Annotated in this window: 9 protein-coding genes and 1 pseudogene; 4 read left to right on the top strand and 6 right to left on the bottom strand. The window is 70.5% G+C overall.

Annotation, left to right across the window (positions count from 1 at the left end; translation table 11 throughout):
- Positions 1-44 precede the first annotated feature (44 nt).
- From G6048_RS41865 to G6048_RS41875, 3 genes are all read right to left on the bottom strand, one after another.
- Positions 45-986, bottom strand: a complete 942-nt coding sequence (locus tag G6048_RS41865; RefSeq protein ID WP_165344850.1) for a 3-oxoacyl-ACP reductase — start codon at positions 984-986, stop codon at positions 45-47.
- A 104-nt stretch (positions 987-1,090) separates the two neighbouring features.
- Positions 1,091-2,167, bottom strand: coding sequence for a Zn-dependent alcohol dehydrogenase (locus G6048_RS41870; protein WP_165344851.1), 1,077 nt, complete (start codon positions 2,165-2,167; stop codon positions 1,091-1,093).
- A gap of 21 nt (positions 2,168-2,188) precedes the next feature.
- Positions 2,189-3,046, bottom strand: coding sequence for a MaoC/PaaZ C-terminal domain-containing protein (locus tag G6048_RS41875; protein ID WP_165344852.1), 858 nt, complete (start codon positions 3,044-3,046; stop codon positions 2,189-2,191).
- Positions 3,047-3,336: 290 nt separating this feature from the next.
- On the opposite strand from G6048_RS41875, the gene G6048_RS41880 reads away from it, so the two are divergent.
- From G6048_RS41880 to G6048_RS41895, 4 genes and pseudogenes are all read left to right on the top strand, one after another.
- A complete protein-coding gene (locus tag G6048_RS41880) occupies positions 3,337-4,275 on the top strand; it encodes an ABC transporter ATP-binding protein (protein WP_206342801.1) in 939 nt (312 codons plus the stop codon).
- Positions 4,276-4,292: 17 nt separating this feature from the next.
- A complete protein-coding gene (locus tag G6048_RS41885; RefSeq protein ID WP_165344858.1) occupies positions 4,293-5,012 on the top strand; it encodes an ABC transporter permease in 720 nt (239 codons plus the stop codon).
- A 43-nt stretch (positions 5,013-5,055) separates the two neighbouring features.
- Positions 5,056-6,375, top strand: a complete 1,320-nt coding sequence (locus G6048_RS41890; protein ID WP_206342802.1) for a sensor histidine kinase — start codon at positions 5,056-5,058, stop codon at positions 6,373-6,375.
- A gap of 52 nt (positions 6,376-6,427) precedes the next feature.
- Positions 6,428-7,059: pseudogene (locus G6048_RS41895) on the top strand (response regulator).
- A gap of 45 nt (positions 7,060-7,104) precedes the next feature.
- Here the strand turns inward: G6048_RS41895 and G6048_RS41900 are convergent.
- The 3 genes from G6048_RS41900 to G6048_RS41910 all read right to left on the bottom strand — a co-directional run.
- Positions 7,105-8,544 carry a DHA2 family efflux MFS transporter permease subunit gene (locus tag G6048_RS41900; protein ID WP_165344854.1) on the bottom strand — a complete coding sequence of 480 codons (1,440 nt, stop codon included), beginning with the start codon at positions 8,542-8,544 and terminating at the stop codon, positions 7,105-7,107.
- A gap of 177 nt (positions 8,545-8,721) precedes the next feature.
- Complete coding sequence (locus G6048_RS41905) at positions 8,722-10,773, bottom strand: RICIN domain-containing protein (protein WP_165344855.1); 2,052 nt, start codon at positions 10,771-10,773, stop codon at positions 8,722-8,724.
- A gap of 111 nt (positions 10,774-10,884) precedes the next feature.
- Positions 10,885-12,338 (bottom strand): beta-galactosidase (locus tag G6048_RS41910; protein ID WP_165344856.1); only part of this gene is annotated, 1,454 nt, incomplete at its 5' end.

The following is a 12,338-nucleotide window of genomic DNA, read 5'->3' on the forward strand; positions in this document are numbered from 1 at the left end:
GGGGCGGGGTGGGGAAAGAAAACCCTCCCCCATCCCGACAGGCGTCAGGTGTCGCGCTTCAGACCAAGCACCTCCGCCGCCGCGAACGTCTCGTTCAAGGGGCGTTCCGCATAGTGCGGGGTGAGGACCGTGTCCAGTTCCTCATAGCTGAAAGCGTCCCGCTTGGTGTCGAACTTGGCGGCGACCCGGGGACGTTCGACGATGGCGACCATGCCGCCGTGGACGACCAGGAGTTGGCCGTTGACGCGCGCGGCGGCAGGTGAGGCCAAGTAGCCGACCAGCGGGGCGACATGCTCGGGGGCGAGGGGATCGAGGCCCTCACTCGACTCCCCGGAACCGGCGAAGACGTCCGCCGTCATCCGGGTCCGGGCACGCGGGCAGATGACGTTCGCGGTGACGCCGTACTTGGCGAGAGCCAGCGCCGTGGAGGTGGTGAGGCCGACGATTCCGCCTTTGGCGGCCGCGTAGTTGGGCTGGCCGGCGGAACCCGCGAGGAACGCCTCGGAGGAGGTGTTGACGATGCGTCCGTACACCGGGGCGCCCGCCGCCTTGGAGCGGTTGCGCCAGTGCGCGGAGGCGAAGTGGGTGGTATTGAAGTGGCCCTTCAGATGGACGCGGATGACGGAGTCCCACTCGCCCTCGGTCATCGAGAAGACCATCTTGTCGCGCAGGATGCCCGCGTTGTTGACGAGGATGTCGAGCTGGCCGAACGTAGCGACCGCCAACTCGACCAGTTCCCGAGCCTGTTGGTGGTCCGCCACGTCACCGGTGTGGGCGACCGCGCGGCCGCCCGCCGCCCGGATCTCGTCCGCGACCTCCTCGGCGGGACCGGCCGACGCCTCGCCGGAACCGTCCCGCCCCGCCTGACCGAAGTCGTTGACGACGACGGCGGCGCCGAGCCGGGCGAGTTCCAGCGCCTCCGCCCGGCCGAGCCCACGGCCCGCACCGGTGACGATCGCGGCTCGCCCTTCAAGTGGCAGTGACATCAAGGCCCCTTCAGCCATCGGCAGTCAGTTGGCAGTCGGTTGACAGTCGGTCGGCGGAATGTGACACCTCGACCCCGAGTCGTCACATTCCGCACACACCTGAGTCAGATCTCGATACACGTACGCAGCGCCACACCCGTACGCATCTGATCCAACGCCTCGTTGATCTCGCTCAGCGGCACCCGGTGGGTGATCAGCCCTTCCAGGTCGATGCGCCCAGCACGCCACAGCGCGATGGTCCGCTCGTACGAACGCAGGACGTCCCCGCCGCCGTACATGCTGGGCAGGATCCGCTTCTCGTCGAAGAACAGCTCGAACATGCTGAGTTGCAGGAAGTCGTCCATGGCGCCGGCGCCGACGACGACGAGCGTGCCGCCGCGGCGGGTGTTCTCGTACGCGGTGCGGGCGGTGGCGGACTTGCCGACGACCTCGAAGACGTAGTCGAAGCCCTCGCCGGCGGTCAGCGTCTGCTTGGTGTCGGGGAGTTCGTCCGGCGATACGGCCCTGGTGGCGCCGAACTTCAGCGCGGACTCGCGGCGTGAGGCGACCGGGTCGACGGCGACGATCTCGGCGGCGCCCTTGAGCCGCGCGCCCTGGATCGCGGAGATGCCGACGCCGCCGCAGCCGATGACGGCGACCGACGAACCGGCTTCCACATCGGCGGTGTTGAGCGCGGCGCCGAGTCCCGTGGTGACGCCGCAGCCGATGAGGGCCGCGATGTCGAAGGGCACGTCGTCCGGGATGGGTACGGCGCAGCCCGCGTCGACCACGACCTCCTCGGTGAAGGTTCCGGTGCCCGCCATGCCGAAGACATCGCCTGTGGGGCGCTTGAAGTTGGGCGTGCCGGCGTTCATGAACCCGGCCAGGCACAGCTCGGTCTGGCCGCGTTTGCAGGAGGGGCAGGCGTTGCAGGCGGGCAGCCAGCAGACGACGACGCGGTCGCCCGGTTTGAGGTTCGTGACGCCGTCGCCGACGTCCAGGATCTCGCCGGCCCCCTCGTGCCCGGGCACGAACGGGGCGGGCTGCGGCAGGACCCCGGACATCCCCGAGAGGTCCGAGTGGCACAGGCCGGTGGCCCGTACCCGGATCTTCACCCGGCCGGGGCCGAAGCCCGCCGCCTCGACGTCGTCGAGGACCTCGAGCTTTTCCTGGCCGATCTCGTGCAGTACGGCTGCCCGCATGGTGCGGCTCCCCTCAAGAGTTCATGCGTGTTCGATGATCGTGTCGGCCAGCACCGGCGCGTGGTCCCGCTCAACTGCCGTCACCGCCACCCGGGCCCGGCCGTCCTGTTGCCACATCCGGATGCGGAGGGTCTCACCGGGGAAGACGATCCCGGCGAAGCGTGTGCTGTAGGAGCGGACCCGTGCCACATCGCCGCCGAGCAGCGTGTCGACGACCGCTTTGAGCGTGATTCCGTACGTGCACAGCCCGTGCAGGATCGGCCGGTCGAAGCCGGCTCGCTTGGCGAACTCCGGGTCGGCGTGCAGCGGGTTCCAGTCGCCGGAGAGGCGGTAGAGCAGGGCCTGGTCCTCGCGGACGCGACGCTCGGCTTCCCTGCTCGGGTCGCCGGTCGGCGGTTCGAGGCGGGTGGAGGGGCCGCGTTCGCCGCCGAAGCCGCCTTCCCCGCGTACGAAGATCTGGGCGTCGTTCGTCCACAACGGGCCCTCGTCGTCCGCGACTTCGGTGCGCATGACGAGGATGGCGGCCTTGCCCTTGTCGTAGACGGCCGCGATCCGTGCGGTGGCAACACCCTTGCCCTCGGCGGGAATCGGGCGGTGCAGTTCGATGCTCTGGCCGCCGTGCAGGACATGGGCGAGGTCGACCTCGATGCCCGGCATGGACAGTCCGCCGATCACGCCCGGGGAGCCCGCGCCCGCGACGGTCGCGAAGCTCGGGAGGACGTGCAGCCTGGACTCGAGGGTGTAGCGCAGCTCGTCGGGGTCGGTCGCCGGGATGCCCGCGCCGATGCCCAGGTGGTAGAGCTGGACGTCCTTGTGATTCCAGGTGATCTCGCCGGTCCGGGGCTCGGCGGCGAGGGCCTTGGCGGGGTCGATGGGCATGCGGCTCCTGACTGCTGGCGGATCGTCGGCGGAGAAGACCTCGGTGCGGCCGTCCGCACCGTCGGACGCACCGAGGTCGACCTCGGGCCGCGGAACCCGCCCGTTCTAGAACGCGTTCCAGTACGGCGACCCTCTGTATAGCCCAGCTCCCAGCACTTGTGAAGACTCCTGACGCTATGTCAGATGAGCTGGCGCCCAGGACCACGGAGGACGGCAGTGACATTTGTCCCGCCCGAGTCCGTACAAGCGCATCTGCCGGGCGCTGCCTCCGGATTCGTAGCGTCGTACCCATGACGAAAACGACTGGGACGCAACAGGCCGTGTCCTTCGCGGGGGCGGTCAAGACCTTCGGCTCGGTACGAGCCGTGGACGGGATCGATCTGGAATTGGCGCGCGGCGAGACGGTCGCCCTGCTCGGCCGCAACGGCGCCGGCAAGTCCACCGCGATCTCGCTGCTCCTCGGCCTGAACGAGCCCGACGAGGGTGTCGTACGGCTCTTCGGCGCGGCGCCGGAAGAGGCCGTACGCGCGGGCCGGGTGGGCGCGATGCTTCAGGACGGCCGGCCGGTGCCGCGGGTGACCGTGGGCGAACTGGTCGGATTCGTCGCCCGTACGTATCCGGCGCCGATGCCCGTCACCGAGGCTCTGGAGCTCGCGGGTATCGCCGAGCTGGCCGGGCGGCGCGTCGACAAGCTCTCCGGGGGCCAGACGCAGCGGGTGCGGTTCGCGGTGGCGCTCATCGGGAACCCCGCGCTGATCGTGCTCGACGAGCCCACCGCAGCGCTGGACGTGGAGGCGCGGTACGCCTTCTGGGAGTCGATGCGGGCCTACGCCCGCCGCGGCCACACCGTCCTCTTCTCCACCCATTACCTGGAGGAGGCGGACGCCAACGCCGACCGGATCGTGGTCATCGACCGGGGCCGCATCGTCGCCGACGGCAGTGGTGAGCAGCTCAGGCGGTCGGCGGGCGGCAACCTGGTCGCCTTCGACCTGGCGGGCCGTTCCACGGAGGGCCTGACCCTGCTGCCCGGCGTGGTGTCGGTGGAGATACGCGGCGACCGGGCGCGGCTTCGTACGGAGGACTCGGACGCGACGGTGATCGCGCTCGCCGGGATGGGTGCCATACGGGGCCTGGAGGTGGCGCCCGCGTCGCTGGACGACGCGTTCATGGCGCTCACGTCGGGTTCGTCGGGTTCGTCGAGTACCTCGAGTGTCCTGGAGAGGGTGTGACGGAGGTGGCTGGTGTGGTGTGGGAGTACCTGCGGCTCGAAGTGCGGCGGACGCTGCGCGATCCCGGCTTTGTGGTCGGCACCGTCGTGATGCCGGTGACGATGTACTTGCTGTTCACCAACCTCGGCGACGGCGACGCCAGCGGCTGGAAGACGGCCTCGATGGTCGGCATGGCCGCATACGGCGCGATGGGTTCGGCCTTGAACACCGGCGCCGGGGTCGCCGAGGACAAATCGACCGGCTGGCTGCGGCAGTTGCGGATCACGCCGATGACTCCGCGTCAGGTCGTGATCGGCCGGGCGCTGACCGGAGCGGTGACGGTGCTGCCGGCGATCGTCGTGGTGCTGGTGGCGGGCGGTCTCGTCAACGGCGTACGGCTGGATGTGTGGAAGTGGGCGGTGATCGCGCTGCTGCTGTGGCTGGGCTCGATCCCGTTCACGCTGCTCGGTCTGGGCAACGGCTACCGGCTGACCGCGCAGACGACCGGGGTCGCGAACCTGGCCTGCAACCTGGTGCTGGCCGTCGTCGGCGGACTGTGGTTCCCGCTCGCTCTCTTCCCGGAGTGGCTGCGCTCGGTGTCCGCGTACATGCCGACGAACCGGGTCGCGCAGCTCGGCACGGCGGTCGCCGACGGGCATGCGCCGACCCTGGGCGCGGTACTGGTGCTGAGCCTCTGGCTGCTGGCTTTCGGCTCGTACGCTGTGACTGCGTACCGCAGGACCGCGCGGACCGTCTGAATCTGTCTGGAACCGTCTGGAACCGTTTGAGCGGGGGCAGGGCATGTCCTGGATGACCAGGGTCAATTACTGGCTGGCCTTGCGGCACGCCGAGGGCTGTGAGCGGGCCCGGGGCCAGAAAAAGGCCGACCGGAAGAAGACCGGCCGGCCGCCGGAGGAACTCGGCCCGCCGCCCAACGGCTTCGTCCTCCTCCCCTGGCTGCTGATGGGCATGGGCGCCTTCTCCAACCTCTTCCAGGGCAAGACTCCGAACCCCTGGATCGGCCTCATCGGCCTGGTGGCCTTCAACTCCCTGTACATCGCCTTGGTGTTCCGCGCCTTCTCGAAGGAGGCGCGCGAGGCCCGCTCCACCCGCCTGATGCTGATCGCGCTGGGCGTGGTGACCTGCACGCTGGCCATCGTCTACGGCGGCAGCTGGCTGCTCTTCTTCCCGCTGCTCGGCCTGGCGACGGGCGCGATCGTACGAGGCCCGTGGCTCGGCAGGGTCGGCGTCGGCCTGACCCTGCTCGCGGGGACCACGGCCGCGGTCCGGGACGGCTGGGGTGCGGTGAACGTCGCGTACGGCACCTTCCTCTCCACCATGGTGACCGCGGCGATCCTCTCCCTCTCCGAGGCCGTACGTGAACTCCGCGCCGCCCGCGAGGAGTTGGCCCGCCGAGCGGTCGAGGAGGAACGGCTCCGCTTCTCCCGCGACCTGCACGATCTGCTCGGCCACACCCTCTCCGTGATCGTGGTGAAGTCGGAGGCGGTCCGCCGGCTGATCCACCGCGACCTGGACGCGGCGCTGGTCCAGGTCGGGGACATCGAGTCGGTGGGCCGCCAGGCGCTCACGGAGATCCGCGAGGCGGTGACCGGCTACCGCGAGGGCAGCCTGGCCACCGAACTCGACCGGGCCCGCTCGGCGTTGCGGGCGGCCGGCATCGAACCGGTCGTACGCCAGTCGGGCCCGCCCCTCGCCGCCCAGACGGAAGCGCTGCTGGGCTGGGTGATCCGCGAGGCCGTCACCAACGCCGTACGCCACAGCGGTGCGACCCGCTGCGAGATCGCGGTCGAGGTCGCCGCGGAACGCGTCCGCGTCCGCATCTCGGACGACGGCCGCGGACAGTCCGCCGTGCCCGCAGTGCCCGCCGAGCCGCCTCCACTCGTCCCCGGCATCGGCGGCATAGGCGGCACGGGGCTCAAGGGCCTCACGGAACGCCTCGCGGTGGCGGGCGGCTCGTTGGAGGCGGGGCCCGGCCCGCGGGGCGGCTTCGTGGTGACGGCGGAACTGCCGGTGGAAACGGCGGAGTTGGGTGAGGAGGGGGCCCCGGCGGATGTATCGGAGGGGGCGCGCGTGCTGAAGCTGCCGGGGACGGCGGCCTGAAGGGCCCTGATCGGAGTGCGTCCGCCCGGCCTACGCTTGGGCCGTGAACGAGATGCCCCGGGACCACCGGCCCGCCAAGTCGATCCGCGTGCTGCTCGCCGAGGACCAGGGGATGATGCGGGGCGCCCTCGCCTTACTGCTCGGCCTTGAGGACGACATCGAGGTGGTCGCGCAGGTGGCGGCGGGGGACGTGATCGTGGACGCGGCTCTGGAGTCGCGGCCCGATGTCGCGTTGCTGGACATCGAGTTGCCGGGGATCAGCGGGCTCGACGCCGCCGCGCGGTTGCGGGGCGAGGTGCCCGACTGCCGGGTGCTGATCCTCACCACCTTCGGCCGCCGGGCTATCTGCGGCGGGCCATGGAGGCGGGCGCCGCGGGCTTTCTGGTGAAGGACGGTCCCGTGGAGGAACTGGCCGCCTCGATCCGACGGGTGCTGACCGGCGAGACGGTGATAGATCCGGCGCTGGCCGCGGCCGCGTTGAGCGCCGGCCCGAGCCCGCTCACGACCCGAGAGTGCGACGTACTGAAGGCCTCCGCAGACGGCTCGACGGTCGCCGACATAGCCACCAGACTCCACCTCTCCGAGTCCACCGTCCGCAACTACCTGTCCTCAGCGATCGGCAAAACGGGCACCCGCAACCGCATGGAGGCGATGCGGGAGGCCCGGCAGCAGGGCTGGCTCTGAGTTCGTACGCCTTCCGGCTCGTACGTACGGGTCGTACGTCCGGGCTCAGGAACCCGCGGCCTGCGCCGGCACCCGCCGCGGCAGCCACAGCAGCATCAGCACCGCGCCGCCCAGCAGCACCCCCATCCCCGTCCGGAAGACCAGTGCGTACCCCTCCGTCAGGGCGGCGGCCGACGAACCGCCCCCCGTCCGCGCCGCCGCGATCGTAGACATCACCGAGAGGCCGAGCGAACCCCCCATCGTGCGCGAGGTGTTGACGAGACCCGAGACCAGCCCGGCGTCCCCCGGCGCCGCCCCCGACGTGGCCAGCGAGGCGAGTGGCGTCGCGGCCAGTCCGGCGCCGAGCATCATCAGGATCCCGGGGATCATGATCGCCGTGAGGTACGTACCGTCCGCACTCATCGTCGACTGCCAGCCGAACCCCACCACGGCCACCAGCGTCCCGAACACCGCGACATGGCGCGCCCCGGCCACGCGCATGAGGCGCGGCGCGGCCTTCGAACCGAGGATCACCGCGAGCGAGCTCGGCATGAGCGCGAGGCCGGCCTCCAGGGGCGTATAGCCGAGCACGTTCTGGGCGTACAGCGTCATGAAGAACCACATGCAGAACATGGCGGCGCCGCACAGGAACATCGCCACGTTCGCCGACGACACGGACCGTATGCGGAACAGCTTCAGGGGCATCAGCGGCGTCTTCGTCCGGGCCTCGACCAGCAGGAAGAGCCCGATCAGCGCGGCCCCGGCGAGCAGCGGGGCGAGGGCCGCGGACGAGGTCCAGCCCTCGGCCTCCGTCTGCACGATTCCGTACGCGAGGGTCGCGAGGCCCGCCGTCACCAGCAGCGCGCCCGGCAGATCGAGCCGCCGTCGGTCACCGGCCCGGCTCTCGGGGAGCCACCGCAGGGCGCCGGCCAGGACGACGGCGCCGACGGGCACGTTGATCAGCAGCACCCATCGCCAGGACAGCCCTTCGACCAGCAGTCCGCCGACGAGGCCGCCCGCCGCGCCGCCACCCCCGCCGACGGCGGTCCAGGTCGCGATGGCCCGCGCGCGGGCGGCCCCTTCCGGCACGGCCGACGCCAGAATCGTCAGCGTCGAAGGTGCGAGCACGGCCGCGCCCAGCCCCTGCACGGCCCGCGCGAGCAGCAGTTGCCACTCGGCCTGGGCGAGTCCGCCGCCGAGGGAGGCGAGAGTGAAGAGGGCGAGGCCGATGAGGAACATCCGCTTGCGCCCGTACAGGTCCCCGGCCCGTCCGCCGAGCAGCATGAAGCCGGCGAAGGCGATCGTGTACGCGTTGACGACCCACTGGAGGCCCGTCGCGCTCAGCGCCAGGTCGGTCCGCATCGAGGGCAGGGCCACATTGACGACGGATACGTCGAGCACCACGAGGAACTGGCCCGCGCAGGCAAGCGCGACGACCACCCAGGTGGGCGGCGCGGAAGGGCGGGACACGGGTCTCTCTGCGGCGGCTCTGAGCATGGCAGTCATGCTCTCAACCGGCCCGCGCCCCGTACATGGGATTTTCGTCCGAGGAGCCCTAGGCCGTGGGACCTACCACCGCACCAGTACGGCAGAAACGAGTACGGCAGAACCCAGTACGGCCGCAAAACGTGACGCCTCCGGCCGCCGGACCGGAGGCGTCACATCACGAGCGGTGCTCGTGGCTCAGTCGGTCACGTCCGTGACCCTCCAGCGCTGGTTGGAGCCGGAGTTGGGGGTCCACAGCGTTACGGCCGCGCCCTCGTTGGTGGCCTGTCCGCCGACCTCCAGGAGGCGGCCGGTGGCGGCGTTGACGAGGGTGAAGGTGCCGTCACCGGTCGACGACATGAACCACTGGGTGGCCTTGTCACGTCCGCCCTTGTCGGGCTCCACGATCGGGGCGCCGTCACGGACGGCGAGGCGCTTGTCCTCCACCGGGTTGGTGAACACGTACCGCTGCCGGTTGTCCGTGCTACCGCTGATCTTCCGCAGCTTCCACTCCTGGCCGGCAGCGGCGGTACCCGTGGCGGCCGACCTGATGACCAGGTTGGTGCCGTTGTCGGCGACGGTCAGTGCCTTGCCGCTCTGGACGCCGGTCAGCTCGTAGGTGTGGCCCTTCTGGAGCAGCGCGGCGTCCTTGGCGACACCGGACACGCCCTTGACGACGAAGGACGTCACCGACTGGGCGGGCACGGTGAAGGTGGCCTTGCGGTCGCTGACCCTGATGGCCTTGTGCCGCTCGAGCTTGTTGTCGGCGCTGGTCACCACGGGCGTGACGGTGGCCTTGCTGCTGACCTTGCCGAACTTCGACAGGTCGACGGTGACCGAACGGGCTCCGGTGGTGCTGTTGACGTGGACGACGCTCGCCCCGTCGCCCTTCTTGGAGACGGCGGCGGCGCTGGAGGTGTCGTTCACCTGGATCAGCCGGTCACCGGGCTTGATGTAGTGCGTGAAGTTCCGGGCGGTGTCGAACTTCGTGTTGGTGTAGATCGGGCACGACTCGAGGGTGTCCTCGGAGGTGCAGCTGAACGGGAGCTGGATGGAGCCCCAGTTGCCGCCCTTCGCGGACTCGCCGCCGGGCTTCATGTTGTCGTAGTCCTCGACCGGCTGCCAGAACACCCAGGCGCTGGGCTCCAGTTCACGCAGGTCGTCGACCATGCGCTGGGCGAGGCCCAGGCCCGGACGCATGTCCGTGAAGCTCTGGCCGTCGCCCCAGTCGCCCTCGACTTCGCTCATCCACAGCGGCTTGTCCTCGGCCTTGGCGAGGTCGCGTGCGCTGGTGCGGCCGGCGGTGCCGTAGGTGTGGACGTTCATCTGCTCGACGAGGTCACGCACCTCCTGCGGGTAGCTGAGCCAGTTCTGCGTGAAGATGTTCGGGTTCGTCTCGTCCATCGCCGAAATCTCGGCGTCGGTACGGGACTTCTTCAGGACCGGGGCCAGCGCGCGGAGCACCTTCTGCTGGAGCTCGGGGCCCATGTGGGCGCCTTCCTGACGACCGCCGGTGGGCTCGCCGTCGGGTCCCAGCTTGGTGCCCCAGTAGTCGGTGTTCGGCTCGTTGAACGGGTCGAGGGTGTCGACGTCGATCTTGTGGGCCTTCTCAAGGCGCTCGGTGGCGCCCACCAGGTACTTCGCGAAGTCCTCGACGGACTCGGGCTTCAGCTGGTCGGTCTTGGAGTCGAAGCCGCCGGAGACGTAGCCGCTCTCGGTCATGAACCAGGGCGGTGAGTTGCTGAACGTCTCCCAGTGGGTGATGTCCTTCTTGATCCGGTCCACCCACCAGCGCTGGGTGGCGTCGGCCTTCGGGTTCCAGTCGTTCTTGTCCTCGGCGCTCCACCAGTCGGTGTCCTCGCGGGTGGTGCCCGCGGGGGCCTTCCACCAGCCCTCGACGGCTCCTCCGGCACGCAGGTAGTCCTTGACGTCCGGGGCGTTGCCGCCGCCTATGTTGTAGCGCGCGATGTTCAGGGCGAGACCGCTGTCGTCGAAGAGGAGCTTCGCCAGCTTCTCCCGTACCGCCGGCGGGTAGTCGCCGGTGGCGTTCGCGAACCAGACCAGGCTGGTGCCCCAGCCCTCGAACTTGTCGTGCTTGTACGACGGGTCGGGCCGGACGGTGACGGACGGGGTGTCCGCCGCCGCGACCTGCGCCGTGGACGACGGGGCGGAGACCAGGGCGGCCCCGGTGGCCAGGGCAGTGAGGCCGGCGGCTCCGAGGAGCCGTCTGCTGCGGGTACGGCGTGCCATCAAGTGCTCCCAACTGCGGTGGTGGTAGCTGTGCTCGTCCTCCCGCCCGTCGGGCAGGAGGGATGGCCCTCGGACGGGTGCGGTGCGGTCCGAGGAGGTCGGGGGTGGGGATCAGGTGGCGGGCTGCCGCAGCACTGCGACGTCCCTGGGTGCCAGTACGAGAGAGCCGTCGGCGTCGGTGCTGCCGACCAGGACCTCTCCGGCGAGGCCGGCCAGCGGCACCGCGGAGTCGGTCCGGTTGACCAGGAACACGAAGCGGCCGTCGGTCGAGCGGCGTACGGTCTGCTCGATCAACCCCCGTGCGGCGGCGGGCAGTTCGCTCTCGACGCCGGCCGGGGCGAGCAGCCGGGGCAGCAAGGCGGTGAGCCCTTCGACGCCGAGCCGGGTGGAGACGTACGCGGCCGAACCCGGGCCGGTGGCACGGCGGGTGACGGCGGGGCGATCGGCGTACGCGCCGGTGCGGTAGCGGGCCAGGACCTCGGCCTCCGGGTCGGTGACGGTGATCCGGTCGGTCCACAGCGAGCCCGTACCGGCGTCGTCAAGGCCGCCCAGGTCGTCCAGTTCGACGGTCTCGCCGTCGAGCAGCGGGCCGAACTCCTCGATGCGGATGCCGAGCAGCTCGCGCAGGGCGCCCGGGTAGCCGCCGAGCCAGATGTGGTCGTTCTCGTCGACGATGCCGGAGAAGTACGTGGTGACCAGGTGGCCGCCGCTCTCGACGTACCGCGTGAGCTCCTTGGCGAGTTCGGCGGGGACGACGTGGAGGACGGGCGTGATGAGGACCTGGTAGCGGTCGAGGTCGGTGCGGGTGGTGACGAGGTCGGCGCGGATGCCGAGGGCGAGGAGCGCGGAGTACCAGTCGAGCGCTTCCTGGCGGTAGTCGAGCAGGGAGGTGGGGTGGGAGTCCTGCTCGCTGGCCCACCAGGATTCCCAGTCGAAGACGATGCCCACGGGGGCGGGTTCGCGCTCGCTGCCGGCGACCGGGGCCAGGGTCTTGAGGGTGTCGCCGAGGGCCACGACCGCGCGGAAGAGGTCACTGTCCTCGCCGGCGTGCGGGACCATCGCCGAGTGGTACTTCTCGGCGCCGGCCGCCGATTGCCGCCACTGGAAGTAGCACACGGCGTCGGCGCCGTGCGCGACGTGCAGGAGCGAGTCGCGGGCCAGGTCACCGGGCCGCTTGGCGACGTTGACGGGCTGCCAGTTGACGGCGCTGGTGGAGTGCTCCATCAGGAACCAGGGCTGCCCACCCGCGATGCCGCCGGTCAGGTTGGCGGAGAAGGACAGCTCGTCGCGGTCCTGGGGGCCGGGGTGGACGTAGTGGTCGTTGGAGACGAAGTCGATCTCGGGGGCCCAGTCGGCGTAGTTCATGCCCTTCGTGCCGTTCATCACCATGAAGTTGGTGGTGATGGGCACGTCGGGGGTGATCTCGCGCAGTACGTCCCGTTCCGCGCGCAGGTACTCCTTCAGCGCGTCGGAGGAGAACCGCTTGAAGTCCAGCTGCTGGGGTGCGGCCGGGGCAGCGGGCTGGGCCGGAGCGGCGGGCGCCGCGGCCGGAGCGGGCTGTGCCG

The sequence above is a fragment of the Streptomyces ureilyticus genome (assembly GCF_011045025.1).
GTDB lineage: Bacteria > Actinomycetota > Actinomycetes > Streptomycetales > Streptomycetaceae > Streptomyces > Streptomyces ureilyticus.